This window comes from Sphaerisporangium sp. TRM90804, from assembly GCF_029846175.1.
GTDB lineage: Bacteria > Actinomycetota > Actinomycetes > Streptosporangiales > Streptosporangiaceae > Sphaerisporangium.
The window spans coordinates 125,765-152,075 of record NZ_JARWAC010000023.1 but is presented as its reverse complement, the minus strand read 5'-3'; the positions used below and the strand labels follow the sequence as shown (position 1 = coordinate 152,075).

20 protein-coding genes are annotated in these 26,311 nt (G+C 73.8%); 4 read left to right on the top strand and 16 right to left on the bottom strand.

Features of this window, described 5'->3' with window-relative positions; translation table 11 throughout:
- Window positions 1-117 precede the first annotated feature (117 nt).
- From PYR91_RS27525 to PYR91_RS27515, 3 genes are read left to right on the top strand one after another with little or no spacing between them, the layout of a single operon-like run.
- A complete protein-coding gene (locus PYR91_RS27525) occupies window positions 118-1,392 on the top strand; it encodes an ATP-grasp domain-containing protein (RefSeq protein ID WP_279784324.1) in 1,275 nt (424 codons plus the stop codon).
- Window positions 1,389-2,453: a GNAT family N-acetyltransferase gene (locus PYR91_RS27520; RefSeq protein ID WP_279784321.1), complete on the top strand. Its 1,065-nt coding sequence runs from the start codon at window positions 1,389-1,391 to the stop codon at window positions 2,451-2,453. Before PYR91_RS27525 ends, PYR91_RS27520 begins: the two co-directional genes overlap by 4 nt.
- Window positions 2,450-3,670 carry an MFS transporter gene (locus PYR91_RS27515; RefSeq protein ID WP_279784319.1) on the top strand — a complete coding sequence of 407 codons (1,221 nt, stop codon included), beginning with the start codon at window positions 2,450-2,452 and terminating at the stop codon, window positions 3,668-3,670. Before PYR91_RS27520 ends, PYR91_RS27515 begins: the two co-directional genes overlap by 4 nt.
- Window positions 3,671-4,046: 376 nt before the next feature.
- Here PYR91_RS27515 and PYR91_RS27510 read toward each other — a convergent pair whose 3' ends face one another.
- From PYR91_RS27510 to PYR91_RS27455, 12 genes are all read right to left on the bottom strand, one after another.
- Window positions 4,047-4,655 (bottom strand): maleylpyruvate isomerase N-terminal domain-containing protein, encoded by a 609-nt coding sequence (locus tag PYR91_RS27510; protein ID WP_279784317.1) that lies wholly within the window; start codon window positions 4,653-4,655, stop codon window positions 4,047-4,049.
- A 4-nt stretch (window positions 4,656-4,659) separates the two neighbouring features.
- Window positions 4,660-5,907: a hypothetical protein gene (locus tag PYR91_RS27505; protein WP_279784315.1), complete on the bottom strand. Its 1,248-nt coding sequence runs from the start codon at window positions 5,905-5,907 to the stop codon at window positions 4,660-4,662.
- Between the two features lie 299 nt (window positions 5,908-6,206).
- On the bottom strand, window positions 6,207-7,550 hold the full coding sequence (locus tag PYR91_RS27500; RefSeq protein ID WP_279784313.1) for an AarF/UbiB family protein: 1,344 nt from the start codon (window positions 7,548-7,550) through the stop codon (window positions 6,207-6,209).
- Window positions 7,551-7,558: 8 nt separating this feature from the next.
- On the bottom strand, window positions 7,559-7,987 hold the full coding sequence (locus tag PYR91_RS27495; RefSeq protein WP_279784312.1) for an ester cyclase: 429 nt from the start codon (window positions 7,985-7,987) through the stop codon (window positions 7,559-7,561).
- Between the two features lie 25 nt (window positions 7,988-8,012).
- Window positions 8,013-9,068, bottom strand: a complete 1,056-nt coding sequence (locus PYR91_RS27490; RefSeq protein WP_279784310.1) for a methyltransferase — start codon at window positions 9,066-9,068, stop codon at window positions 8,013-8,015.
- Window positions 9,069-9,211: 143 nt separating this feature from the next.
- Complete coding sequence (locus PYR91_RS27485; RefSeq protein WP_279784308.1) at window positions 9,212-10,156, bottom strand: hypothetical protein; 945 nt, start codon at window positions 10,154-10,156, stop codon at window positions 9,212-9,214.
- 22 nt (window positions 10,157-10,178) lie between these two features.
- Window positions 10,179-10,898: an NAD(P)-binding domain-containing protein gene (locus tag PYR91_RS27480; protein WP_279784306.1), complete on the bottom strand. Its 720-nt coding sequence runs from the start codon at window positions 10,896-10,898 to the stop codon at window positions 10,179-10,181.
- 70 nt (window positions 10,899-10,968) lie between these two features.
- A complete protein-coding gene (locus PYR91_RS27475; RefSeq protein WP_279784304.1) occupies window positions 10,969-11,421 on the bottom strand; it encodes an acyl-CoA thioesterase in 453 nt (150 codons plus the stop codon).
- Complete coding sequence (locus PYR91_RS27470) at window positions 11,418-17,480, bottom strand: type I polyketide synthase (RefSeq protein ID WP_279784302.1); 6,063 nt, start codon at window positions 17,478-17,480, stop codon at window positions 11,418-11,420. The genes PYR91_RS27475 and PYR91_RS27470 overlap by 4 nt, the downstream gene beginning before the upstream one ends.
- The gene (locus PYR91_RS27465; protein ID WP_279784300.1) at window positions 17,477-18,421 is read right to left on the bottom strand and encodes an enediyne biosynthesis protein UnbU; all 945 of its coding nucleotides are present in this window, start codon (window positions 18,419-18,421) and stop codon (window positions 17,477-17,479) included. Before PYR91_RS27465 ends, PYR91_RS27470 begins: the two co-directional genes overlap by 4 nt.
- Window positions 18,418-20,331, bottom strand: coding sequence for a VCBS repeat-containing protein (locus PYR91_RS27460; RefSeq protein WP_279784297.1), 1,914 nt, complete (start codon window positions 20,329-20,331; stop codon window positions 18,418-18,420). Before PYR91_RS27460 ends, PYR91_RS27465 begins: the two co-directional genes overlap by 4 nt.
- Complete coding sequence (locus PYR91_RS27455) at window positions 20,328-21,272, bottom strand: DUF1702 family protein (RefSeq protein WP_279784295.1); 945 nt, start codon at window positions 21,270-21,272, stop codon at window positions 20,328-20,330. Before PYR91_RS27455 ends, PYR91_RS27460 begins: the two co-directional genes overlap by 4 nt.
- A 601-nt stretch (window positions 21,273-21,873) precedes the next feature.
- On the opposite strand from PYR91_RS27455, the gene PYR91_RS27450 reads away from it, so the two are divergent.
- Window positions 21,874-23,226, top strand: a complete 1,353-nt coding sequence (locus PYR91_RS27450; RefSeq protein WP_279784293.1) for a class I tRNA ligase family protein — start codon at window positions 21,874-21,876, stop codon at window positions 23,224-23,226.
- Between the two features lie 175 nt (window positions 23,227-23,401).
- Here PYR91_RS27450 and PYR91_RS27445 read toward each other — a convergent pair whose 3' ends face one another.
- From PYR91_RS27445 to PYR91_RS27430, 4 genes are all read right to left on the bottom strand, one after another.
- Complete coding sequence (locus PYR91_RS27445; RefSeq protein WP_279784291.1) at window positions 23,402-24,103, bottom strand: Sir2 family NAD-dependent protein deacetylase; 702 nt, start codon at window positions 24,101-24,103, stop codon at window positions 23,402-23,404.
- Window positions 24,104-24,395: 292 nt separating this feature from the next.
- Window positions 24,396-25,001 carry a GNAT family N-acetyltransferase gene (locus tag PYR91_RS27440; protein ID WP_279784289.1) on the bottom strand — a complete coding sequence of 202 codons (606 nt, stop codon included), beginning with the start codon at window positions 24,999-25,001 and terminating at the stop codon, window positions 24,396-24,398.
- A 59-nt stretch (window positions 25,002-25,060) separates the two neighbouring features.
- Window positions 25,061-25,480 (bottom strand): hypothetical protein, encoded by a 420-nt coding sequence (locus PYR91_RS27435; protein ID WP_279784287.1) that lies wholly within the window; start codon window positions 25,478-25,480, stop codon window positions 25,061-25,063.
- Window positions 25,481-25,565: 85 nt separating this feature from the next.
- Window positions 25,566-26,072: a Fur family transcriptional regulator gene (locus PYR91_RS27430; RefSeq protein ID WP_347943519.1), complete on the bottom strand. Its 507-nt coding sequence runs from the start codon at window positions 26,070-26,072 to the stop codon at window positions 25,566-25,568.
- Between the last annotated feature and the right edge of the window lie 239 nt (window positions 26,073-26,311).

Sequence of the window (26,311 nt, the reverse complement as noted above, 5' to 3'; positions counted from 1 at the left end):
GGGTGTACAGCATGACGGCTGGCTGTAGCAAGGCACGGGATGGCGAGAGGTAGCCGCGGATCACCATAGAAGATAGGACATCATCACATGTCAGCCGGTCCGGCCGGGAAAGTACTCGTGGTTGGCAGCGGTTGCCGGGTGTGCCGCGAGTACGGCCTTCGCAGCATGGCCAGCGGTTACCGCCTCACCCTGGTCGACGACGAGACTCCCACCTGGCAGCGTGCCCACATCAGCGACCACATACCGGTCCGCTTCGACGACACCGCCGCCGTGGTGCGCGCGGTGCGCGAACGCGCCGGGCCCGTCGACGGGGTCGTGACCTACGTCGAGCAGTACCTGGAGGTGACGGCGGCGATCGCCGAGGACCTCGGGGTGCCGCACAACAGCGTCCACACGGTTCGCGCGTGCCGCGACAAGCTGCTGACGCGCCAGGCGCTCGACGCCGCCGGGGTGCCGTCCGCGCGCTCGGTGCCCGTCGGCTCCCTGGCCGAGGCGCTGCGCGTCGGCGCCGACATCGGCTACCCCGTCGTGCTCAAGCCCCGCAACCTGGCCGGCAGCGTCGGCGTGGTGCGGGTGGACGACGCGGGCGCGATGACCCGCTCCTACGACCTGAGCGCCGCCTCCCGCCTGGGCGGGGTGGACGGCCCGGTGCAGCTGCTCGTCGAGGAGTACCTCGACGGGCCGCAGATCAGCGTGGAGTGCGTGACCGTCGCCGGGCGCACCGAGGTCGCCTGCGTCACCGACCACGTGGTGGAGTTCCCGCCGTACTTCGAGCAGGGCGCCCACGTGGTGGACACCGCGAGCCCGCTGGCCGACCCCGCCTCCCCGGCCGTCGACGTCGCGGTGGCGGCGCTGGACGCGCTCGGCGTCGAGTACGGGGTCACCCACACCGAGCTGCGGCTCACCTCGCGCGGGCCGCGGGTGGTGGAGGTCAACGCCCGCCTCGCAGGGGCGAGGATCCCGTACCTGTGGCGGCTGGCCTCCGGCGTCGACCTGGCCCGGGCCGCGGCGGACGCGGCCGTGGGCGTCGTCCCGGACCTGGCTCCGGAACGTTCCGGAGCGGCGGCCATCAAGCACATCTACCCGCACGCGGCCGGCGTCGTGACCGGCCTGCGGGGCGGTCCCGCGCTGGACGATCCGCCCTGGTTCCACGAGCTGGTGTGGGAGAAGTCGGTGGGCGAGACGGTGAAGCCGCCGCCCAACGGGCTGGACGACGTGCTGGGCTCGCTCATCGTCACCGGCGAGGACGCGGCGGCCTGCCGCCGCAACATGGAGGAGGCGATGCGGCACGTCACCGTCGACATCGCCGGGCCGGGGCCCGAACCGCCCGCCGAGCCCGAGGCGCGCGCCGCGAGCGTGGCCGGGGCGGCCGCCGGGGACGGTGCGCGATGAGCGCCATCGGGACGTGGTACCGCAAGGTGTCCGAGGTTCCGGACCTGCCGATCTGGGCCGAGCACATCACGCTGACGCCGGCCTGGGCCGCGGCCTGGGAGCAGGTCACCACCGAGCAGGTGCGCGACTTCCGCCACCTGCTGCTCGCCGACGGCGGCGAGGCGGAGCTGGTGTCGTACTACCTGGTCGACCACTCGCCGTTCTGGACGGAGAACGAGCAGGTCGTGGAGATGGACCCGGTCTGGCCGGGCCCGGTGGTGTACGCGCCCTCGCCCTACGCCGAGTACGGCGGGGCGGGGGCCAGCCGCACCGACTTCATCGCCGAGGCCGTGGACCGCGGCCTGGAGCTGACGCGCGAGTGGGGGGCCTCCGCGCTGGTCTTCAGCAACCTCACGCCAGACGTGCTGAGCCGCTGGTCGATGGTGCGGCCCACGTCGATGTCGGTGCTGTTCGACGTGGCGTACTACGCCCCGGTCGGCGACTCGGTCGAGGACTTCCTGGCGAAGCGGCCGACCTCCAACGTGCGGCGCGAGTTCCGCAGGCAGTGGCGGCGCGGCATGGACGCCGGGCTGAAGGTCCGCCGCCTGCACGACTACGACATGATCCCCGTGCTGGACGAGTTCGGCGCGCTCACCATCGACACCTCCCAGGCGCACGGCTACAACATGTACGGCCCCGACCTGTTCCACGCCGTCGCCACGGTGCCCGGGTCGGTCATGCTGGCCGCCGAGCACGACGGCACCCTGGCGGGCGGCTTCCTGTGCCTGCGCCACGGCAACCGCCTGTCGGCGTGGACGGCCGGCATCGACTACCCGCGGCTGCGTGACCTGCACACCTACGGGACGCTCGCCTACGAGGCCGTCTCCTACGCGGTGGACAGCGGGGCCGCCATCCTCGACATGGGAAGGTCCAACCACCTGTACAAACAGCGCCTGGGGCTCACCGGCGTCGACCTGTACGCGGCGGTGTACCTCGCCGAGGACGACTACGAGATCCAGGCGTCGCTGACCGAGCTGCACATCCGGCTGATCGCACGCAACCACGCCGGGAGGCGGCCGTGACGTCGGGATACCGCCCGCGGTTCGCCCTGATGATCTTCGCCATCGCCGGCATGAACATCGGGTACACCGCCATCCTGCCGTTCATCCCCGAACTGCAGGGCGAGCTGGGCCTCACGCCCGCGCTGCTCACCGTCTTCCTGATCGCCTACCCGGTCGCGAAGATCGTGAGCCAGTGGGCGCTCGGCGGGCGCCTCACCGACCGGTGGGGGCCCGCCCCGACGGCCGTCGTGGCGTGGCTGAGCGGGACGGCCGGCATGGCGCTCATCGCGGTGGCCGACGGCCCCTGGGCCGCCGTCGCCGGGCGGCTGGTGTGGGGCGTCGGCACCGGCCTCGGCATCCCCGCCATCTACAAGGCCACCGGCATGATGGCCGACCACTACGGGGTGCCGGTGTCCAAGCTGCGGTCGTTCGTCGGGGCGGGCGCGGTGCTCACCCTGGCGCTCGGCCCGGTGGTCGCCGGCCTGGTGCAGATCTTCGCCGGGTTCCGCGTGGTGCTGCTCGCCGGCGCCGCGCTGAGCGTGGCCGGGGCGGTCACCGCGGCGTACGCCATGCGCGTGCCGGCCGCGACGCCGACCGCCGGCGTCGCGGAGGCGCCCGCCCCGGCGGGGGCCCGGAGCGGCGGCTGGGGGATGCCGCTGCTGGTGTTCGGCCTCTACGAGCTGATCCTCAACCTGCTGTTCGCCGCCTCCGAGCCGCTCGTCCCGCTGTACGTGGCCGGGAGCCAGCACGACGCCACCGGGCGGTCCGCGCTGATCCTCGGCGTGGGCCTCGCCGTGTGGATGCTCGCCACGCTGCTCAGCGGCCGGGTGTCCGAGCGCCTGCGCTCCCCCGCCGCCGGCACCGTGAGCCTGGTCGTGCTCGGCGGGTCGTGCCTGGCCATGACCGAGATCGGCGACCTCGGGATCGGGCTGCTGGCCTTCGTGGTCTTCATGGTCGCCCAGGGGCACGGCTACCTGGTCGCCCGGGACGGCATCGACCGGTACACCGACGCCTCCGGCACGGTGTGGGGCCGGTTCAACGCGATCGCCGACGTCGGCTTCCTGGTGGGCCCGGTCGTCGCCGTGGCCGCGTACAGCTCGGTGGAGCGGCTGGCGTTCCCGCTGGTCGGCGCGGTGGCGCTGGTCGCGGCGGCCGGCTTCGCGCTCGCGGCCTCCCGCCTGCGCCGCCGGACCACGCTCCTGCCCGCGCCCGAACCGAGGGCCTCCGTCCACGTGTGACCTGATCCGCGCACGGCCCTGCGCCCCCGCTCCCGCCCCACACGCGGAGCGGGGGCGCTTCCATGTGCCCCGGGCGCGCAGAGGGACCGTCCATGGGGCCGCGCGTGCGGAGAGAGACGTGTGTGCCACACCCGCGGAGGGGGACGCCCCCATGGGCCGCACGCGCGGAAAGGGACGTCCTATGTGCCGCACACGCGGAGGGGATGGCCCATGGGCCCCGCAGGCGGAGAGAGACGACCCACGTGCCGCACATACGGAAACAGGGGGACGCCCCTGGGCCGCGCGCGGCGGGTGGCCGGCCTGGTCGTGCACGTCGAAACACGGCGGGCCCCCGGGATCCGGGGGCCCGCCGCGCCTTCCGTGACGACCGGCGCGCTCACGACGCCTGCCGCCAGACGCCGACGTCCGGGTGGCGGCCGGAGGCCTGGAGCAGGGCGTCCCAGGGGTCCTCGCCCACCCGGACGAGGCCGGGCAGCCAGTCGCCGCAGACGGTGGCCAGCGTGGCGCGGCAGTAGGGGCGGTAGGTCACGCCCGCGCTGGTGAACAGGTCCCAGGCGTGGACGTGCCATTCGAGGGCGCAGAAGCCGGCGTAGTCGCCGACCCGCCACTGCCTGCCCTCCATGCGGAACAGCGGCCGCTCCCACGCCTCCGGCAGGCGGGTCACGAACCGGCGGGCGGCCAGGCCGAACTCGGCCAGCCGCACCAGCGGCGCGGCCGGTCTCAGGCCGGCCATGCGCTCGGCGTTGTGCGTGGCGAGGTCCTCGTGCACCAGCAGCGGCCCCGTGCGGCCGTCCATCACGCAGTCGAGGAACCGGTTGTAGTCCTCGGCGATGCAGAAGGCGTGGTCCAGCAGGTCGGCGGCGTCCCACTCGTGGCAGGGCGTGGGGGCGAACCAGTCGTCGTCGGACATGCGGGAGGCGATGGTCTCGATCGCCTCGGCGCCTGACAGGCAGGCGCCGAGGACGTCGTCCCGGAGGGAACGCATCGGATCAGTGCTGGGCGCACAGGGCCGTGCAGGAGGCGCAGCCGCCGGACACGCCGCAGCCGCCCGCGGACGCCTTGGCGGGCGCCGCCACGGCGACCCCGCCGCCCTGCGGCTCGGCGTCGACGGAGATGCCCACGGCGTTGGCCAGCGCGGGCGGCGTCACGTTGTACACCGAGCGCAGGTCGATCTTCTCGCCGGCCAGCTCGGCCGGGATCGTCTCGCACAGGCACGCGAGGTTGTAACGGCGCTCGACGATGTACGGGGTCTCGTGCAGCAGCCGGTAGAAGTCGGCCCCCACCACGCGCCTGCGGTCCTGCGGGAGCTGGTTCTCCAGGACCGCGATGCGCGGGCTGAGGTAGCCCTGCACGGTGACCACGGCCTTGCACGTGCCCAGGGTGCAGCTCGTCGGCGACAGCAGCGGCGCGACGGCGTCGGCCTGCAGGTCGGTCATGTCGTACGACGGGTCCTGGAAGGTGCGGCCGTTGTGCTGCATCATCTCGACCAGCGTGGCCAGGCCGTGCCGCTCGGCGAACGGCACGATGGTCTGGATGACGTCGTCGGCGTTGCGGCGCTCGACGCACACCTCGATGCCCACGCGGTCGCGCGGCACGTACTCCATGAGGGTCTGCAGGCCGAGCGGCACCGGCACGCCGTCCACCTGCCCGTACGGCTGGCGCCGCTCCTGCACGTTGAGCAGGCGGGCCGACAGGCGCGAGTCGGGGGTCCAGTACTTGGAGTAGAGATAGACCGGGTAGTCGGCGATCTTCTTGGCGGCCTCCAGTGGCGTCATGCCCCAGGTGCGGCGGCACAGGTCCTCGTCGCCGAAGATCATGCCGTTGGTGAAGACGACCGCCGGCAGGTCCAGCTCGCCGCAGGTCTCCAGGAAGTTCCACCAGCCCTTGTCCAGGGTCGGCTCGCCCTCTCCGGGCACGTACACGTACTGCGCGCCCAGCGCGGCGGCCTGGGCCAGCAGGTCGTCACGCTCGGGGACCGTCAGCTCGTTCGGCTTGCGCTTGCGGTCGGTGAAGCAGATGCCGCAGTCGGCGTTGCACACGCCGGTGAGCATGAGCACCAGGAAGGCCAGGCTCTCCGACCGCCGGGAGGCGGCCAGCTCCTCCAGCTCCGGCTGGGAGGCGTTGCGCAGGCTGTCGTGGTACGCCCTCCACGAGGGGCGCCCGCTGAGGAAGCCGGAGACCACGTCCTGAAAGCCGTTGGCGTAATCGGCGGCGATGTTTCCCGCGGTCGCGCGCATCCAGGTCGACTCGGAAATCTGCTGTACCGGGAATCGACGGTCGACGGATTCACTGCAGCCACCCATTGAGAGTCCTCCGCTCACCACTGAAGATTGCCTTTCAGGCGCTCTTTCCTGAGCTGGAATCTACGGTGACGAATCCGGCGTGCTCTTCTCGCGGATTGCCCATCGCGGGGTGCCGGGAAAGACGACCGCCACCGCGGCCGCGGGCGTTTCCGGGCGCGCGGAACCGAGGTGGCGGGTCGTTTTTCTCAGCCGGACGCCCTCGCGGGGCCGTCCCTGTGACGCGCGGCGGCGCGCTACCTGATGACGGTGGCCTGGCTTCTGGCCGCCGCCCCGCTGCCCAGCTTCTCGCCCACGTGCCGGAAGTCCACGTCCGGCGAGATGCCGCGCACGGTGCCCTCCAGGACGAGGAGCGACATGAGCGGGAAGGCGAAGTCGGAGGCGGCGTAGATGCCGTGCTCGCGCTGGAGGTCGAAGATCTTGTTGCCGAAGGCGAACATGTCGAACTGCTCGCCGGAGCCGACCGAGGCCTGCACGAGGTCGGTGACCGCCTGCACGAAGGCGTCGACGTCGGTCTCCTCGCCGACCTTCACCGCGCTCTCCAGCACGATCTGCCCGCAGCGCCGGCCGTCCCCGGCCCGCAGTCTCGACCAGTACTCGCCCATCAGGCGGCGCACCCGGTCGGGGATCTGGACCGCGTACCCGGCGTCGAGGATGACCACGCGGGCGTCGGAGGTGAGGTACAGGTTGCCCGGGTGCAGGTCGCAGTGGACGAACCCGTCGACGAACATCATCTTCCTGGCGGCGGTCAGCACGGTCGCGGCCAGCCGCGCCCGCACCCCGTAGGGCAGCCGTTCGCCGGCGGTCGCGTCCAGGTCGGGGATGTAGTCGAACACCAGGCACTCGGGCCTGGAGTGCTCGCCGAGCAGCGCGGGCACCTGCACGTCCTTGACCGGCTTGAGGATGCCGCGCATGCGCACCGAGTTGGCGGCCTCCTTGGCGAAGTCGAGCTGGCCGAGGATGGCGGCGCTGACGTAGCCGGCCAGCTCGCCGACCGGCATGCCGCCCATCTTCGACGAGCGCTCCCCCAGGCGCACCATGCGGCGCACCAGGTCGAGGTCGGCCCGCATGAGCGTGTCGACGCCCGGCCGCTTGAGCTTCAGCGCGACCACGCGGCCGTCGGCCTGGACCGCCCGGTAGACGCAGGCGATGCTGCCGCTGGCCACCGGCTTCTCGTCGACGGTCGGGAACAGCTTGTGCAGGTCGTCGCCGTACGCCGCGCGCAGGGCGCGCCGCGAGGCGGCGACCGACATCGGGCCGACGCCGTCGTGCAGCACCGACAGCGCGTCGCACAGCTCGGGCGGCAGCGCGTCCCTGCGGGTGCTCGCGATCTGCCCGAACTTGACGTACGTCGGGCCGAGCGCCTGGAGCATCCGTACGACGCGCCGGTAGAGGAAGCTCCTGGCCCGGTCGCGGCCGCGGGCCACGCGGACCACGGCGACGCCGGCCAGGGCGGGGATCATGAAGGCCGCGGCGACGGCGACGACCGCGCCGGTGCGGGTGAGCGTCCGCCACAGGGGCACCTTGCTCTTGGTGCTCCTGCGCGAAGCGGGCGGGTACATCCTGGCGAGTTCATACATGTCGCACCTCAGGCCGTCGCGGCCAGGAACTCCTCGGGGATGAAGCCGAGCTGCTGGAGCAGCGCCAGCCCGTCGGCGACCCCCCAGTGCTCGACCACCTTGCCGTCCTCGATGCGCACCATCCCCTGCAGGGAGATGGACACCGGCTTGCCGGTGGGCGGCACGCCGAGGAAGGTGCCGGTGTGCGTGCCGCTGAGGGTCATCATCGAGACGACCTTGTCGTCCTCGGCGATCATCTCCTCGATGTTCATCTTCAGGTCGGGGAAGGCGTCCATGACGCCCTGCATGGCGCTGGCGACGCTGCCGGCGTCCAGGACCTCGCCGCGCGAGTAGTGCACCATGTCAGGCGACCAGTACCCGATCATGCTGCCGAGGTCGCCGTTGTTCCAGGCCTCGATGAGGTTGCGCACCAGCGCCTTGTTCTCGGCTGTCGACATGGTTCCTCCTGCTTTCCTCGTATGGTCAGGGGCGGATTTCGTAGAGCGCGTTGAACGGGTTCGCGGAGGGCAGCGCCCGGATCGACCGGAACCCGGCCTGGCCGCAGTACTCGCGGATCCGCGCCGGAGGCAGCCCCAGGGTGCCGAGGCCGGGGCCCCCTTCCGCCAGCGACGCCGGAAGGCAGTACAGGAGGCTGGTGCCGTACAGGACGGTGGCCGACGGGCCGGCGTTGTCCACGGGGTCGTCGGCGGCGGCGCTTTCGAGCAGCAGGAACACGCCGTCCGGCGCGACCGCCCGGTGGACGGCCCGCAGCAGCGGCAGGGGCTCGGGCGCGTCGTGCAGAACGCTGAACGCGGTCACCAGGTCGAACGTGCCGCGCAGCCCGCCGGTGGCGTCCCGGCGCTTGAAGGTGACCCGGTCGGCGACCCCGGCCTCCTCTGCGGCCTCGCGGGCCTCCTCGACGTTGGGGCCGTAGGCGTCGAAGCCGACGAACCGCGACTCCGGGAACGCCCGCGCGCAGGCGATGAGCGCGCGGCCGTGCCCGCAGCCGATGTCGGCGACCCGCCCGCCCCGCTGGAGGCGGGCGGGCAGGCCGTCGATCGCGGGGATCCACTGCTGGACGAGCATGGTGTCGAACCAGCTCGCGCTCATCTCCTCCATGGCCTGGTACAGCTCGGCCGGGTAGCGGTCCTGCGCGACGCCCTCGCCGGTGACGAAGGACTCGCACACGTCGCCCACCATGCCGGCCAGGGCGGGGATGAGCTGGTACCCGGCCGAGAGGTCGAACGGCGACCCCTCGGCCGCGACGACCATCGCCAGCGCCGGCGGCAGGACGAACCTGCCGGACGCCCGGTCCGCCTCCAGGTATCCGGCGGCGGTGAGCCCGAGCAGCCACTCGCGGACGTGACGCTCGTCCAGCTCGGTGCGGGCGGCGAGCTCGGCGCTGGTGGAGGGGCCGGAGGCCGCCAGTTCCCGGAACAGTCCCAGGCGGCCTCCGATGGCACACAGGAGCCCGGTCATCGCGCCGCCCATGTCCCGCATGACGCGGTCCATCAGCTCCACGACTTTCGCGGGATCCACCGCCGGAAAACCGGCCGGCGGCATTCTTTCCTGCTCTACGGCGGTCACGGTGCCATCACCCCTTCCCCGCAATTACGCGTTGATTTTCCTCGAACCTACGAAGTGTTTCGCATTCCGTTCTTCTCGCGGATTGCCAATGTCTCTCAGCCGGCCCACGGTGCGATCGGATACCACGGCAGGATCTCCCGCCGGGCGAGCAGCCGGACGTCCCAGTACAGGAAGGTGAAAACGCCGACGATAATGAAGGAGACCCCGACCATGACGGCCGCTCTGGTGGGGTTCGCGGCCACCCAGCGGCCGATGGGGCCCCCGGCGACCAGGACGAGGACGGCGGCCAGCGCCACCATGATCAGGATGTTGCCGACGGACTGCAGGACGAACGCGCCCGCGCCGTACAGCGGGTTGCCGCTCTCGGCCGCGTCCCGGAAGAGCTGGCGGAACAGGCCGAACGGGCGTCCGATGAGGAAGCCGCCGATGAGCACGCCCAGGACCAGCATGCGCGCCCCGGGGAACCGCTCGGAGGCCTTGGCCAGCGGGTCCTTCACCACGCCGAGGGCGGCGAGGCCGAGGTAGACGAAGACCAGGCCGATGATGCCGAACACCACCATCGACTGGATGCTGCGCGGCGACAGCCCCACCGAGTTGGGCGCGGTGGAGAACTGCGGCATGCTCGTGCCGACGATGCCGACGATCGCGCCGTAGACGGCCGAGACGCCCACCATTCCGACGACGAGCCAGCGCATCGGGCCGAGCACCGCCGCGAGGCGGCTGCGCGCCGTCCCCGTCTGGCCGAGCAGGGGCGCCACGGTGCCGAAGACGGCGATGTTGCAGGCGGTGAAGCTGCCGGCCAGGCCGGTGGCGAAGGCGAACGCCAGCCCGGCCAGGATGCCGGAGATCGGCACCTCCTTGGCGTCGTGCCCGAGCACGGTGTTGGCGATGTTGTCGCCGATGGTGGCGTCCACGAAGGTGGCCGACCAGACGACGGTGAGCAGGAAGCCGGCCAGCACGCTGAGCGCGATGATCAGGCCGAGTCGGGGCGGGCGGGCGGAGGAGGGCGGGGCGGGCGGCTGTGGGGCGAGGTCTACCATCTGGGGTTCTCCGTTTCGCGCGTCAGATGCCGATGCCGTCCAGGGAGAGTCCGGCCGGTGCCTCCATCCCCCGCCGCAGCAGGAGCTGCGGCAGGTACTCGATCCACCTGCTGCTTGAGAGCGGACCCGCGTCCGCGATGTCGAAACCGGCCACTTCGAGGATCACCCCGATTCGGGCTTTGGTCGAGAGGTGATCGCCGGCGATCGGCACGGTCACCTTCGCGCCACCCTCGCCAACGCCTGCGACGCGTTTGGCGGCGACGCAGTTGAGGGCCTTCACCACGTGGGCGCCGGGGAGCAGCGCCGCGATGCGCTCGGCGAACGACGTGCTCCCGGGCATGGTCGTGGCCTCCGCCCAGGCCGCGGGCGGCCCGTCCGTGGGCAGGTGCGGGCGGGGCGCGAACCCGGGGTTGGACACGTCGATGACGGCCTTGCCGCCGACCAGGTCGCGCACCCGCGGGGCGATCTCGGCGCAGGTGACCTCGATCGGGGTCGCCAGCACGACGATGTCGGCGCGGGCCGCCAGCCATTCCAGCGACCCGGCGTCCGCGTGCGGCACCTGACGGGCCAGCTCGGTCGCCGAGCGCCGCGTCCTGCTGGTCAGCAGGACGCCGAAGCCCTGCGCGGCGAGCAGCCGCGCCAGCGCCGACCCCATGCGCCCGCAGCCGACGACGCCGAAGGTCGGCGGCGCCGTGTCCATGACCTGGTCGCGGTAGAGCGGTGCCGCGTGGGGGGAAGGCATGATCGGCTCCATCTGCGCGGGTGGCGCCTTCGGGGCCGCCGAGGACGGCTCCAGGTGGACATCCATGGCGTTACGTCGCCCTGACCAAGCCGGCGGCGGAGTAGCCCTCCAGCGCCAGCCGCAGCTCCTCGGGCACCTCCACCGGCGCGAGGGCCCCGGCCCCGTCGCGCCGCATGCAGGCGACCGCCTGCTCGCCGCGGGCGACGAGCTGCGCGGGGCCCGAGCCGACGCGGTAGTAGGTGAAGTCCATCGTCACCTGGTTGAAGGCGACGGCGCGCAGCGACATCCGCACCGACACCCGGTCGAGCGCGTACAGCTCGCCGAAGTAGTGGCACGAGCAGGACACCGTCACCAGGGCCAGCTCGCCTGCGGTCAGATCGGCCACGACGCCGGGGGCGTGCTCGGCCAGGAACCGCTCGCGGCACTCGCCCTGCCAGGCCACGTGGTTGGCGAAGTAGACGTTTCCCACCAGGTTGGTGTCGGAGAACGTCACGAAGTGCTCGTAGGCGAAGTAGGGCTTCACCGGGCCACCTCCACGGGGAACGCCGGGGCGCGGTACGCGTCGCCGGGCGGCGGATGCGCCTGCGCGCGGGCCGGGTCCCGGCGCGCGGCGCCGTTGGGCCGGGGCGCCGCCTCACGCGCGGGGGACGCCAGCACGGCCACCGCGACCGGCGAGGGCCGGCCGTCGACGTCCACGACGGCCGAGACCACGTCGTCGGCCCCGGCCCTGAGCAGCACCCATCCCTGCTCGAAGGCCCCGCGGACGGTGAGCGGGCCGTGCGCCGTGCGGCCGGTCTTGGACAGGCACTCCTGCACGGTCCACAGGCGGGCGAGCACGTGCGCCTCCGGCTCGCCGGTGAGCCGTGCCAGCTCGGCCGCCTGGCCGGGCCAGGGGATGAGCGGGCGGACGCCGTCCAGGTCGTCCCGGGCGGGGACGGGTTCGGCGTCGCAGGCGATCGTGGCGCCGGCCGGGCCGGACACCGTGATCACCATGCCGTCCAGGCGGGTGCGGCTCCAGGCGGACCCGCCGGACGGCAGCGGACGGCCGCCGGGCGCGTGCCCGTCTCCGCCCCTGCCCGCCGTGCGCGCGCCGCCGTCGGCGACGGCCACCCGCAGCGCGGCGCCGGGCAGCAGGCCGCCCGCCACCCGCTGCAGGTAGGGGCCGAGCAGCAGCGGCGGCAGCGACCGGACGCCGTCGAGCGGCCCGACGTCGCGCAGCCGCAGGCCCTGCCAGCTCACCACCGGCCGGCCGCCGGAGTCGCGCACGACGACGTCGTAGGTGTAGTCGGCGCCGGTGTGGGCGCGCTCCACGGCGGCGAGCGTCAGCGGGCCGGGGGCGGCGGCGCCGTGGACGGTGAGGCGGTCGCACCCCACGGGCAGCAGCCGCCGGTGCGGCACGCAGGCCTGCAGCACGTGGATGGAGGCGTCGTTGCGGTAGACGTCCCCGAGCTGTCCCGCGAGCACGGCGTCCGCCGCGTGCCCGGCGAGGGCGGCGCCCTCCCGCGCGGCAGTGCCGCCGCCCGACGGGGCCGCGGAGCCGGCGACGCCCATCACGGAGCCGGCGTTCCCGATCACGGAGCCGGCGTCGCCCATCACGGAGCCGGCGTTCCCGATCACGGAGCCGGCGTCGCCCATCACAGAGCCGGCGTCGCCCATCACGGAGCCTGCGTCGCCCATCATGGAGCCGTCGTCGCCGGTCAGGACGGCGGTGCAGCCGGTGGCCTCCAGGTGGTCGTAGTGCCGCAGCCGCTGGTACGGCGGGCCGTGGAAGAACAGCGGCCCGTAGAGCCGCCGCCCCTCGTGGGCGGGCACCGGCGCCTCGCGGGCGGGGACGTCGGGCGGCGCGGGCGCCGTCGCGGCGAGCCGGCAGGCGAAGTGGTCGACGGCGAAGCCGCTCTCGTCGCTGCGCAGGACCACGTCCACGTCGCCGTCCTCGCGGACCAGCGCGCACACGCGCACGACCCGCGTGCCGTCCTCGGGCACGACCACCGGCCGGTCGAACCGCCCGTCGCGGATCGCCGTCGCCCGGCGGCCGGTGAGCGCGGCGCCGGCCTGCGCCATCGCCTCCAGCGCCGCCACGGCGGGCAGCACGCGCAGCCCGTCGATGCGGTGGTCGTCCAGGTAGGCGTCGGCGGCGCCGCCCAGCCCGGCCTCGGCGACCAGCTCGACGCCCGGCGTGTGGGTCACGATCCGCTCCAGGAACCGCCGGCCGTGCGCCGCGCCGGACGGCTCGGCGGCGTCCACCGTCGGGTCGGGCGGGGTCGCGGTGCCGGAGGCCCCGGCTTGGAGCGCCGGGCCGGCGGCGTGGGTGGACAGGTCGGGCAGGCGCCCGGTGGCCAGCACCGACGAGGCCGGGACTCCGGTGGCCAGCAGGCCGGCGAGCAGCCGGACCCCGAGGTCGGCGGGGATCGGGACCACGCCGGCGCGCACGAGGCTGTCCAGGACCTGGAGCCGGTGGCCCATCCCCGCGCCCGACCACGCCGTCCAGTCGACGTTGCAGACGAACGCGCCGGGCAGGTCGCGGGCGAGCACCCGCATCAGCTCGCGCATCCGGCCGTTGGCCAGCGCGTAGTGCGCCTCGCCCTTCAGGCCGAACCTGCCGATGACCGACCCGTAGCTGACCACGGCGCGCAGGCGGCGCCGCTCCAGGGCGTCGAGCACCGCGCGCAGCCCGTGGTACTTGGGCGCCGCGTGCTCGGCGAAGGCGGCACCGTCCAGGTCGGCGAACCGGCCGGGGTTGTTGATCCCGCTGCTGTGGACCACGGCGGTGACCGGCCCGAGCGCCCGGGTGATCTCGGCGACCGCGCGGCGCACGGCGCCCGGGTCGGCCACGTCCGCGCTCGCGTAGTGGAACCGCGCCCCCGAGGCCGCGAGATGGTCGAGGTTGGCGCGCAGCTCCTCGTCGCGGTCGGGCGTGGAGCGGCCGAGCAGCCCCAGCCGCGCGCCGGCCAGGGCGGCGAGCGCCGTCGCCGTCTCGAAGCCGATGCCCTTGCCGCCGCCGGTGACGAGCACGACGTCGTCGCCGCCGATCGGGAACGGCTGGTCCCGCTTGAGCGGGAGCGGCCGCTGGGACTCGACGGCCGTGCGGCCCCTCCTGTCGATGACGACGTCCTGGTGGGCGAACGAGGAGGTCCGCAGCAGGTGCGCCACCGAGATGGCCGCCGTGGGCGAGGAGGCGCGCACCGACCTGACCGGGTGCCCGGGGTACTCCTGGCGCAGCGTGCCGAGGAAGCCCGACGCGGTGTCGCCCTGGTCGACGACCGCCAGCGGCGCGCCGGACATCATCGCCTCGCGGGCGCCGCAGACCAGCTCGTCGATGTCGGCGTCGCCGGGGTCCTCGGGCAGGAACACCGCTATGGCCTGCGTGGCGGTCTCCCCGCGCGGCAGCAGCGGTTCGACGGCCCTGCGCATCGGCCCCGAGCCGCGGACGTCCCAGGTGTACCGCTCGGGGGCGTCCTCGGGCAGCTCCACGGGGGTCAGCACGGGGACCAGCACGCGGTGCCAGTCGGCGACGCCGGGCGGCACCGGCCCCTCGGCGCCGGCGTCGTCCCCGGCCGGGGGCAGGGCGTCGATCGTCGAGGCCAGCTCGCCCACCCGGGCGTCGCCGAACGACAGCGGCGCGGCGGGGATCATCCTGCCGCAGGCGGTCGCCGCCTCGGTGGCGAGCTGGGCGACGCGCAGCGAGTTCAGGTGCAGGTCGCTGAGCAGCCGATCGTCCAGTCCGACGGCGTCGGCCGGCAGCTCGACGGCGCGGGCGACCAGCAGGCGCACCGTCGAGGACGCGCCGGCGTCCCCGTCGTCGCCCTGCTCGGCGGTCCCGGCGTCACGCTCGGCCGGCGCCTCGGGCGTGACGGCGGCCTCGCAGGGGTTGGCCAGGAACCGGGGATCGCGCCACAGGTCGAACGGCCGCGTCAGGCGTTCGGCGAACAGCGGGCGCAGGTCGGCGGCGGCGCCCGCGGCGAACAGGGCGGCGGTCGCCTGGCACAGTCCTTCGGCGGACCGGGCGCCGACGTCCATGGCGACGGCGGGGACATCGGTGATGGACGCCGCCAGCGACGCCAGGCCGCGCCCGGGGCCGACCTCGACCAGCAGGGCGGACTGTTCGGCCAGCGCCTCGACGGCCTGGCGGAACAGCACGGGCGCGGTGACCTGCTGGGCGAGCATCCGCCGCAGGTCGCACGCCGAGGTCAGCAGCCGCCCGCTGACGGTCGAGAAGACCGTGCGCTGCGGCGCGGACACCGGCAGCACCGCCAGGTAGGTGGACAGCGGCTCCTCGGCCGCCGTCACCGCGGCGGTGTGGAAGGCGTGGCTGACCGCCAGCCGGGTCGCGGGGACGCCCTTGGCGGCGGCCAGCTCCAGGACGCGCTCCAGGTCGGCGACGCGCCCGCCGACCACCTGGGAGGCGCCGTTGTCGGCGGAGACCACCAGGTCGGTGGCGTCGATCAGCCCGGCCACGACCTCGCGGGAGGCGGCGATCGACACCATGCCGGTGCCGGGGGCGCCGGACTTGCTCATGACCTCGCCGCGGAACCCGACCAGGCCGAGCGCCTCTGTCTCGGTGAACGACCCCGCCCAGCACAGCGCGCCGATCTCGCCGAGGGAGTGGCCTGCCGCGGCGTCCGCGTCCACCCCCAGCTCCGACAGCCAGCGCAGGCCGGCCATGGAGGCGGAGAAGATCGCGGGCTGGGCCACGGCGGTGTCCACCGGCCCCTCGGCGCCGTCCGCGCCGGCGCGGAAGTAGGACTCCGCGCCGGGCAGCACGGTGGCGAGCGCGCCGGGCCCGGCGGGCACCGGGGCGCCCTGGCCGGTGAACAGCAGGCCCACCCGGCCGGGCGCGCCGTGGGAGGCGTAGACGCCGGGCGCGGTCAGGACGGCGCCGGGCGCCGCCCGCTCCAGGTCGGGCAGCAGCCGCGACGCCTGCCGTGCGCGGCGGGCGAGCTGGCCGGGGTCGCCGGCGACGACGGCCAGCCGGAAGCCGGTGACCGGCTCCCCGGTGTGGCGGGCGGCGAGCGCGGCGGCGAGGTCGGCGTGCTCGGCGAAGGACATGGCCGCCGCGACGGCGGCCGTCCGGTCGAGCACGGAGGCCAGTTCGCCCACCGTCTCGCCGGAGAAGGCGAACACCTCGTGGCCGAGCGGGCGGCGGGCCGTCCGGCGCTCCACGGGCGACAGGGCGCGCCGCCTGCGCGGCGCCACCGACTCCAGCACGACATGGGTGTTGATCCCGCCGAAGCCCATCGCGCTCACGGCCGCGCGCAGCGGCGCGTCCGGCCACGGCTCGGCCTCGGCCGCCACGCGCAGCGGCACGCGGGAGCCCCGCAGCAGCGGGTGCGGGTCGTCGCACCCGGTGGTGGGCGGGATGACCTGGCGCTGCAGGGCCAGGGTGGCCTTCAGCAGCCCGGCGATGCCGGCGGCGGCCTTGGTGTGCCCGATGTTGGCCTTCACCGAGCCGAGCGCCGCCGGGGGCAGGTCGCGCCGGCCGCGCTGGGCGTCGATGAGACTGGCGATCTCCACCTCGTCGCCGACGGCGGTGCCCGTGCCGTGGCCCTCGAACATCGCGACGGTCTCCGGGCCGAACCCGGCCCGCTCGTACGCCCGGCCGATGGCCAGCAGCTGGCCCTTGCGCTCGGGGCGGGTGATGCCGCCCTGCCCGTCGGAGGAGACGCCCCAGCCGCGGATCAGCGCCAGCGGGGTCCGTCCGCTCGCCAGGGCGTCGTCGGCCCGCATCAGCGCCACCATGCCGCAGCCCTCGCCCGGCCAGAACCCGGTGGGGTCGGCGTCGTAGATGCGCATGGCGGAGGTCGCCAGCGCCCCGGTGCGGGCGAAGCCGACCAGCTCGAAGGGGTCGAGGCTGAGGTCGACGCCGCCGGCGAGCACCAGGTCGAGGTCGCCCTCGCGCAGCGCCGTGCAGGCGGTGACGATGGCGAGCAGGGACGACGAGCAGGCGCCGTCCACGGTGTACCCGCCGCCGTTGAGGTCGAAGTGGTTGCAGACCCGCCCGGCGATGGTGTTGGCCAGGCCGCCGGCGAGGCTCTCGTCGGTCGGTTCGGGGAACGGCGCCTTGTAGGTCTTCTCCAGGCGGTCCAGGAAGGCCGCGGCGGCGGGCGCGTCCCAGCCCTCGGCCGCCAGGCCCTCGCCCACGACGCGCCGCACGTACGGCCAGCGCAGCCGCATCAGCGAGGACCGGCTGAACTCCCCGGTCAGCGTGTTGCCCAGCACCACGCCCGTGCGGGCGGTGTCCAGGCCGCGCCCGCCGGGGAACCCGGCCGACGCCAGCGTGTCGGCGGCGACCTCCAGCGCGAGCCAGTGCGTCAGGTCGGTGGAACGGTAGGCGGCGCCGGGCACCTTGAAGCGTGCCCGGTCGAACTCCCAGCCCTCCAGGACGGCGGCGAACCGGGCGTAGGTGCGGTCGGGGTCGCCCGCGTCGTCCGACACGTACCCGGCGGGGTCCAGGCGGACGTCCGGGATGTGGCGGAACGCCCGCCTGCGCGACAGCACCAGCTCCCACAGCCGGTCGGGGTCGGGGGCGTCGGGGTAGCGGCAGCCGATCCCGACGATCGCGTACGCCTCGGGCGCGGCCCTCATCGGGTCCCCCCGGCCACGGCGAGCCCGGGCTGCGGGACGGCGGCCGGGCGCGCGGCGGCGCGGGGGTCGGGCCACGCCGTCTCGCGCAGGAACGTGCCGTACGCCACCAGGGCGCCGCGGAACACGCAGACGATGACCAGCGCGAAGAACATGCCGAACACCACGTGGAAGGCCACGAGCACCCCGTAGGTGGCCGCGGTGGCGAGCCCGAAGGCCACCTGCCGCGCCGGGGCGACCGGCGTGGTGCCCGGGTCGGTGATCATGTAGTTGGTGAACAGCACGAACGCGACGCCGGTCATCACCGTCAGCGCGTTCACCGTCGAGGTTCCCTCGATCGCGGTGCGCACCACCGCCTGCAGGGCGAAGCCGCCCACCCAGGCCAGGATCAGCGGCATCTTCTTGGTGAGCATGGCGTTCAGCATCGTGCCGGAGGCCAGGATCGCCGCGGGGATGATCCAGTCGAGCGGGCCGGACACCCACTCGGTGAAGTGGTACGGCGGCGCGATGCCGACCCAGGGGAACAGCAGCAGCACCGCGACGATGCCGAAGTTGGACGGGTTGAGCACGTGCCGCCGCGAGGCGCCGATCCTGACCCGCACCACGTACTTGGACGCGATGCCGATGACCACCGCGGCCATCACCGGCTCCACCCGGGCGTTGGCGTAGAGCAGCATGGCGCAGGCCAGGCCGGTGATGTGCGCGGGCAGCAGGAAGTCGACCATCCCGCCGACCGAGCGCGGGAACTTGGCCGGCCGCCGCCTGGCCCACGCGTCCAGCGCCTCCAGGCCGATCTCCATGGCGTAGGCGGTGAGGATCGCGGCCACGGGCGTGAGGTACGCCTGCTCGAACCCGAGCAGCGTGTGCCCGACGATCGTGAAGACGCTGATCGACATGGCGAAGCGACGCAGGGCGATCGTCCTGGGGTCCTTCTTGGGGCTCACGGGGTCACCTTCTCGATCGAGCCGTCCGCGCCGAGGGCGAGGCTGTGCCAGCCGGGGGTGAGGGTGGTGTCGGCGGAGTGCCGCGCTCCGCAGGCATCGCGCCAGGTCAGCGTGACCGCGGCGGCTCCGGTGCCGGACAGGCCGAACAGCAGCTCGGGCGAGGAGACCCCGCCGTGGCCGTTGGCCGGGTACACCTGGCCGACGCGCAGGCCGGCGGCGCCCGAGCGCAGCGTCGCGGTCGCGCCGACGGCGGCCGTGCGCGCCGCGCCGCCCGCCGTGCCGCCCGCGGCGCAGGAGGCGGGCCGCAGCAGGGTCAGGCCGAGGTACGGCCGCTGGGCCGTGCGCACGTTGCGGTAGGAGTACGACTGGCGCCACTGGTTGGCGACCGCGAAGTCCAGGCGGCCGTCGTGGTCGACGTCGGCCAGCGCGATCGAGCGCGTGGGGCCCGGATCCTCGACGCCGAGCCGTTCGGCGACGTCGTGGAAACGGCCGTCCGCGCCGCGCGCCCAGAACGGGTTGGTGTCGTGGCCCGACAGGTCGTCCCCGGGGCGCAGGCGCGGCCAGTTGGCCGGGTTCGCCAGCAGGTCGTCGTTGGTGAGCGCCAGCTCCTGGAGCTGGGGCCACCGGTCGACGGTGCCCTGGATGAAGCCGGTGGCCTGCACGAGCTGCACGTCGCCGTCGCCGGCGAAGTCGCCGGCCTTGACGTCCCAGCCCCATCCCGAGCGCGACACGCCGAGCGACTCGCTCTCGTCGTCGTAGTGCGCCACGCCGTCGTCGCCGAGCGGCTTCTGGCGGGTGCTCAGGAAGGCGAAGTTGCTCTCGTGCAGGGCGTAGTTCTCGGTGATGTTGCTGACGAACATGTCCGGCACCTCGTCGCCGTTCAGGTCCGAGAACACCACGCCCATGCCCTTGAAGGAGTCGGCGCCGACCACCTTCGACTTGGGCGTGCCGAAGTGCCGCACGCCGCGCATGAGCTCCAGCCGCACCTTGCCGGGGGTCGACAGGTTGCGCAGCAGCCGGTCGGGGCCGAAGTCGTTGCCCATGTACAGCTCGGGGCGGCCGTCGCCGTCCAGGTCCTGCGCGCCGAGCGCCAGCGTCCAGCCGTCGGCGACCTCGGGCGCGAAGGCGCCCTTCGCCTCGGCGTAGCTCACGGTGTCGCCGCCGGCCGAGCGGAACAGCAGGACGCGGTCGGTGCCGCCGTTGTGGGCGTCGGACATGGAGCGCTGCATCCGCAGCTCCTGCTGGTGGGCACGCGGGTCGAGCACCCGCGCCCGGTCGGGGAAGTAGTTGCCCACCACGATGTCGACGTGGCCGTCGGTGTCCACGTCCGCCAGGGTCAGCGCGTTGGTGCTCCACACCTGGTACGGCGAGACCAGCTCGCGCGGGGTGAAGGCGCCCGCGCTGACCTGGGCTCCGGCGCCGGAGCGCAGGAACACCACCGGGGACCTGCCCCAGTAGTAGACGAGCACGTCGGTGCGGCCGTCCTCGTTGTAGTCGGAGGGCACGCAGCCCATCGGCGCCATGGTCGCGTCGTACGGCAGGCCGGCGGGCGCCAGCGCGGCGACCGGGTAGCGCGTTCCGGTGCCGGGCACCGGGCGCAGCGTCACCGAGTCGTCCCGGGGGTCGACCAGGCACGCGTCGTCGGCGCGGCCGTTGCCGTCCAGGTCGGCGAGGGCGACGCCCGCGCCTACGGAGGAGATCCAGTGGTCGATCTTCTGGAAGGCCGGGGCGACGACCCGGACGCTCCGGGCGCCTGCGGCCCCGTTGAGCGGCTCGCGCTGGAAGGCGAACCGCTCGGCCACGTGCGCCCGCTCGGCGTCGGAGCTGGCCGGCAGCTCCGCTAGCCGCCAGCTCGCGACCGCCAGGACCACCGAGCAGATCGCCGCGGCGCTCGTTCTCAGCCTCGTCACGACACCACACCCCCCTGCCGCGCCCACGCGCGGCGGATCCCTGCACGCCATGCTTCGTAGGTGGCCGGATCGTCCGGACGGCGCAGCGCCTCCTTCAGGGAGGCGTCGGTCCAGTCGGAGGCGTCGTCGACGCCCGCGCCGGTGAGCGCGGCGACGGCGTCGGCCGAGCGCTCGGGGACGATTCCGGAGATCTGATGCGCCTTGGCGGCGAAGGCCGCCCCCTGTGCCAGGTGCTCGCGGTGGCCGCCGGCCCGCGCCAGCAGGTCCTCCAGCCGCTCGGGCGGCTGGGCGCCGGTGTAGGCGGCGGCCAGGCCGATGCCCGCCCACAGGTCGGGGCGCCGACCGGCGGGGAAGGCGTCGATGACCTCCGCCACGAGCGCGGGGTCGGCGCCCGCGTAGAACCACAGCGCGCGGCCGACGCCCTGGTCGCGGATCGGGCGCACGTCGCCCCGCGCGGCCCGCTCGACCCGGTGCTCCACCAGGACGGCCCGCGGGCGGAAGAACGCCTGGTGAAAGCCCCAGCCGTCCCACGCGAGCCAGCGGAACAGCCGCTGCCCGACGGGCATGCCCGTCCACGGCCGCACCCGGAGCCGGGCGAAGGCCCAGCCGGCGCCGACGTGGATCAGGTGGACGTACGGCCGGCCGGGCCCGTCGAGAAGGGCCCGCATCCGGCGGCCCCGGGCGAGGGTGAGCTCGTCCACCAGGCCGATGCTCATGGCCGCCCCCTCGTACGCGAAGCCCCGCAGGGGGCCGGGCAGGTGCGAGAGGTCGAGCGCGCCCGGGGGCGCGCCGAGCGCCGCGTTGTAGCCGGTGGCGAAGCTGTGCACCACCGTGTCGAGGGTCCGCCCGACCTCCGGGTCCCCCACCGGGGGGCCGGGGCGCGAGCGGATGAGTTCCTGCGGGTCTAGGGAGAGCAGCCGGCGCAGTGATCTCGCCGTCATCACCCACCTCCAAGCCGGTCAGCGACCGGCGGCGTCCTACTCAGCCGGAAACAGGATGAAATGGCGGCTCCCCGTACTGGTTTCACCGGGGAGCGCGCACGTCGCGGGTTAAAGGCTCAGAAGGGCAGCTGGCGCCCGGAAGGCGCGCGCAGGTCGAGCGGAACCACGCGTACGCTTCTCACGGATTGTGTTTTTCTGACTCGACGCATGGCCGGCACTCCCTGTTCGTCCCCGGCGGGCGCGGCCGCCGCCTCCGGCAGCGCGTCACGGGGCATTTCACAAATCGCCTTGTCTGACCTTACGAGCCTGGTGGTAGGCTTCCGGCCCGGCGGGTAACCGCTGTCCGTCCAGGCCTTTTACCGGATGCTATGGACAGGCGTGATGGATTTTCAACAAATAGCGACGCAAGTGCGCGGGGCGTATCGAAAGGAGCAGCGCAGGGGTATCGATCGGTATTCTCCCGGCTGAACCAACGGTTCCCCGCGATATCCAGGGGCCTTTTGCCGGCGAAAAGGGCCGCCGGGGATGGAGGTTCGCCGAATGCGTGGCTACGCTTGTTCTCCGTGCCCGCCCCATGCCGGAACGAGCCGGGAGCGAACCCATGCGTGAAAAGGAACCGCGAGGGTTGACGGTGATCCGCTCACCGCACCCCACGCCGAACGGCCCGCTCCATGTCGGCCACCTTTCTGGGCCCTACATCGCGGCCGACGTCGCCGCGCGCGCCGCCCGCGACCGCGGTGAACGCGTGCTGGCGATCTGCGGCACCGACGACCACCAGAACTCCGTCCTGGTGAAGGCCCGGGCCGGCGGCGAGCGCCCCGAGGACGTCATCAACCGCCACACCGAGGTCATCCAGCGCACCCTGACGTCCACCGGCGTCGGCTACGACGTCTTCACCCGGCCCTACGGCGACCAGACCCACCACGCGGTCATCCGCAAGCTCGTCGACGAGATGGCCTCCTCCGGCCTGCTGGCGACCGCCGACCGCGCGCTGCTGGCCTGCGGCGACTGCGGCAGGTCGATGCACAACTCCTACGTCTCCGGCACCTGCCCGCTGTGCGGCGCCGGTAAGGACGGCGGCACCTGCGAGGTGTGCGGCGGGTTCACCTCGGCCGCCGAGATGCTCGACCCCACCTGCGCGTCCTGCGGCACCGTCCCGGTCGAGGCGCGCGGGCCCGGGCTGGTCTTCCGGCTGGAGGACTACCGCGAGGAGCTGACGTCCCTATGGACGCGCGCCCTGCTGCCCCCCTCGGTGCGCGCGCTGCTGGGCCTGCACCTGGCCCGTGAGCTGCCCGAGCTGCCGGTCACCCACCCGACCGACTGGGGCATCCAGATCGGCGGCGAGCGGCTGGACGCGTGGTTCGAGATGGGCCTGTCGTACCTGACCACGGTGGGCGGCCACCTCGCCCCCGACGTCCGCGCCCTGGGCGACTACGCCGCCGCCTGGCAGGGCGTCTCACGCGCCTGGTCCTTCCTCGGCCTCGACACCGCGTTCTACTACGCGGTGCTGTTCCCGGCCGTCTTCACCGCCGCCGGCGTGCCGGGCGCGGCCCGCCTGAACGGGCTGACCGTCAACGAGCTCTACCTGTACGAGGGCGGCAAGTTCTCCACCAGCCGCGGCCACGCCATCTGGGCCGCCGACCTGCTGCGCGACGCCGACCCGGCGATCGTCCGCCTCTTCATGTGCTGGGACCGCCCCGACACCCACTCCACCGACTTCACCATGCAGGCGTTCACCCGCTTCCAGCGCCGCTGGGCCCCCCTGGTGGACGTCGTGAGAGCCACCGCCCCCGCCATCCGCCCGGCGGCCGGCCCCTGCCCCGAGACGGCGAGAGCCGCCCAGGCCCTCCGCCTGGACCACTTCGACCCGGCCCTGGCCCTGCGCTGCCTGTACCTGGCCATCACCGAACACGACGACCCGGAAGCCGCCCGCCTCCTCAAACTGATCATGTGAGCCCGGAGGGAGAACCCGGCGGGCCCCGAACGTCGACGGCACACACGGAGCCCGCTCACCTGAACGACATACGTGGAGCCGCTCACCTGACAGAACGGCAAAGCGCCGTCGGCCACCGAGCCGCGACCTCAGCGAGGACGGCGAACCCGGCTCCGGCCGCCGGATGCCGGCACGCTCAGACGAGCGACGCGCACAGCTGCGGGATCGCCAGGCCGATAGGTTCGCGGACCACCTCGTCGGCGAGGTGGTCGAACGGCGTCGGCTCGGCGTTCACGATGATCACCCGAGCCCCCGCCCGGGCCGCGACCCGGGGCAGCGACGCGGCCGGCTGCACCTGCAGGGAGCTGCCCACGGCGAGGAACACCTCGCACTCCTCGGTCAGCTCGACGGCCCGTTCGAGCAGCTCGTGGTCGACCGACTGCCCGAACATCACCGTCGTCGTCTTCAGGATGCCGCCGCAGGCCAGGCACGCGGGATCACGCTCCCCGGCGAGCACCCGGTCGACCGCCTCCCGCGTGCGCGACCGCGCCCCGCACGCCGTGCAGAGCGCCCCGAACATGTTGCCGTGCAGCTCCAGCACCCGCTCGGCCGGCGACCCCGCCCGCTGGTGCAGCCCGTCGACGTTCTGCGTGATGATCCAGGCGTCCGGCAACCCGGCCAGCGCCCGGTGAGCCGCGTTCGGCTCCGCCCGCCACGCCGGATTGTCCCGCCGCGCCAGCCACGACCGCCGCCGGATCTCCGGATCGCCCATGTAGTACCGGTACGTCACGAGCTTCTCGTGATCGGGATCCCTGCGCCAAAGCCCGTCGGGCCCGCGATAGTCGGGAATCCCCGAATCGGTGGACACCCCCGCCCCCGTAAGCACGGTCACCCTCATCTCCCCGATCCTAATCCGCCCGGCACCCCGCCCAGCCGCAGACGAGAGCGACCACCACGCCCAGCCCCCGGCCCTGTGCCCTTACCCTTCCGGCGCCGATACGGCGAACACAGGTACGACGAAGACGGCGCCGCCATACGACGGCCCGCCAGAAGAAAGAGCGACCACCACGCCCACCCCCCGGCCCTGTGCCCTTACCCTTCCGGCGCCGATACGGCGAACACAGGTACGACGAAGACGGCGCCGCCGTACGACGGCCCGCTGGGAGGACCGGACGCGGTGCGCCGAGGTCTCAGGAGATGGCGCGCGGGGCGCGGGGAGAGGAGGAACCGGGGCCGCCGGGGGACGAGCCGCGGTGGACGACGCCGGGCGGGCGGGCGATCTCCAGGCGCATGCGGACGTCGTCGAAGCGGTCGCGGCCGACGGCGATGGAGTTGGGGAGCACGCCCCACACCAGGAAGCCGGCCCGCTCGTACAGCTCGATCGCGCCGTGGTTGTTGCCGCGGACGCCCAGGGTGAGCAGCTCGATGCCCGCCTCGCGGGCGTGCGGGATGAGGGCGCGCACGATGAGAAGACCGAGGCCGAGGCCGCGCGCGGACGGGTGGGCCATGACCTTGCCCACCTCGGCGGAGTGCCGGTAGACCGGCCCCGGGCCCCGCCGCCAGAGCCCCATGCCCTCGACCCGGCCCGCCACCTTCGCCAGCACCAGCCCGGCGTCCCCGCGCCCGGCATCGGCCACGACGGCGTCGAGAAGGGAGTCGGTGACGCCGCGATCGGGCGGTTGGAGATACCCGACCGCGCCCCCCTGCTCCACCACGGCGTGGATCACCCGGTGCACGGCGGCGCGCAGGGCCTCGTCCGTCTTGGTCGGCCATATCAGCCTGGTTCCACCCGACATGACCGCCGATTATCCCCCACCTGCGCCGGACCGGCCGAGGCACGGCCCGGCGGGCGTCCTCAGGGGGCGACTCGGTCGAGGGCCGTGGCGATGCCCTGGCGCAGCATGTCACCGTACGGGTCGTCGGGAAGGTCGCCCGCGTGGTCGGCCGCGAGGCGGAAGTAGCGCTCGGCCTCGGCGGGCTCGCCCAGCAGCTCGTGCGAGGCGCCCATGTTCAGGTAGAGGGAAGGGAAGAACGCGCGGACGCGCCCGTCGCCCGCGGCGTTCGCGTGGTGCAGCGACACCGCGTTCCACAGCAGCGTCTCCTCCGCCGACTCCTGCTGACGGGCGACGTAGTGCGCCGCCACGCAGGCGTCGTAGTCGTCGGTGCGCCGCTCCCACGCCTGGGCGAAGAGCAGACGGGCGTCCTCGGGCCGGTTCTCGGCCTCCGCCCGCATGCCCTCGGCGCACAACCGCACGACCTCGTTGTCGACATCCACCGCAGCCTCCTCAAAGTTCGGCTCGCAGGAGCCTAGGACGGGAGTACGACAAAACGCTTTCAAGCGGCTGAACGGCCGCCCGAGGTCAGGACCGGCCGGACGCGCAGGCCGGGCAGACGCCGAAGATCTCCACGGTGTGGTCGACGTCGACGAAGCCGGCCTCCGCCGCGACGCGGTCGGCCCAGCGCTCGACCGCCGTGCCCTCCACCTCGACGCTGCGCCCGCAGGAACGGCAGGTCACATGGTGGTGGTGGCGCCCCGTGGCGCACCGGCGGTACAGGGTCTCACCGTTCTCGTCGCGGATCGCGTCCACGACGGCACGCTCGCTGAGCACCTGAAGGTGGCGGTAGACGGTCGTGAGCCCCACGCTCTCACCGCGCCGGCGCAGCTCGGCGTGGATGTCCTGGGCGCTGTGGAAACCGGGGAGGTCGCCCAGCACCGAGACCAGCGCCTCGGACTGCCGGGTACCACGCACGCGGGTGCCCCGGGTGGCCTGCGCCCGCTGCGGCTCGGCGGAGCCCGCGATCGTACCGGCCTCCCGCGGCGCTGCCTGCGAGGCCTGCCGGGATGACGACTCAGAGACCATGTTCATCGTTTCCACCGCCTCCGCGTACGCCTGCCGGCCCGCCCGGCATCGCTGTGGGCACCACTAGGAACACTACAACCGGCGCCGAAGTTCCCGCCCGCCCCGCGACGCCGGGCACGCACCGCCGGACGCACACCGCCGGGCACGCACCGCCGGAAAGGCAGCCCGGGCGCGCACCGCCGGCAAGCGCCGCCGGACACGCGGCCCCGGACATGCACCACCGGACGCGCGCCGCCGTCCGAAGG

What these genes read in the sequence shown, in the direction of transcription:
- PYR91_RS27440 (WP_279784289.1), bottom strand. Translation starts at nt 25,001, where the DNA reads ATGTCGGGTGGAACCAGGCTGATATGGCCGACCAAGACGGACGAGGCC.
- PYR91_RS27505 (WP_279784315.1), bottom strand. Translation starts at nt 5,907, where the DNA reads ATGCGCGCGACCGCGGGAAACATCGCCGCCGATTACGCCAACGGCTTT.
- PYR91_RS27485 (WP_279784308.1), bottom strand. Translation starts at nt 10,156, where the DNA reads ATGGTAGACCTCGCCCCACAGCCGCCCGCCCCGCCCTCCTCCGCCCGC.
- PYR91_RS27510 (WP_279784317.1), bottom strand. Translation starts at nt 4,655, where the DNA reads ATGCGTTCCCTCCGGGACGACGTCCTCGGCGCCTGCCTGTCAGGCGCC.
- PYR91_RS27455 (WP_279784295.1), bottom strand. Translation starts at nt 21,272, where the DNA reads ATGACGGCGAGATCACTGCGCCGGCTGCTCTCCCTAGACCCGCAGGAA.
- PYR91_RS27470 (WP_279784302.1), bottom strand. Translation starts at nt 17,480, where the DNA reads ATGAGGGCCGCGCCCGAGGCGTACGCGATCGTCGGGATCGGCTGCCGC.
- PYR91_RS27445 (WP_279784291.1), bottom strand. Translation starts at nt 24,103, where the DNA reads ATGAGGGTGACCGTGCTTACGGGGGCGGGGGTGTCCACCGATTCGGGG.
- PYR91_RS27520 (WP_279784321.1), top strand. Translation starts at nt 1,389, where the DNA reads ATGAGCGCCATCGGGACGTGGTACCGCAAGGTGTCCGAGGTTCCGGAC.
- PYR91_RS27430 (WP_347943519.1), bottom strand. Translation starts at nt 26,072, where the DNA reads ATGAACATGGTCTCTGAGTCGTCATCCCGGCAGGCCTCGCAGGCAGCG.
- PYR91_RS27495 (WP_279784312.1), bottom strand. Translation starts at nt 7,987, where the DNA reads ATGTCGACAGCCGAGAACAAGGCGCTGGTGCGCAACCTCATCGAGGCC.
- PYR91_RS27500 (WP_279784313.1), bottom strand. Translation starts at nt 7,550, where the DNA reads ATGTATGAACTCGCCAGGATGTACCCGCCCGCTTCGCGCAGGAGCACC.
- PYR91_RS27480 (WP_279784306.1), bottom strand. Translation starts at nt 10,898, where the DNA reads ATGCCTTCCCCCCACGCGGCACCGCTCTACCGCGACCAGGTCATGGAC.
- PYR91_RS27450 (WP_279784293.1), top strand. Translation starts at nt 21,874, where the DNA reads ATGCGTGAAAAGGAACCGCGAGGGTTGACGGTGATCCGCTCACCGCAC.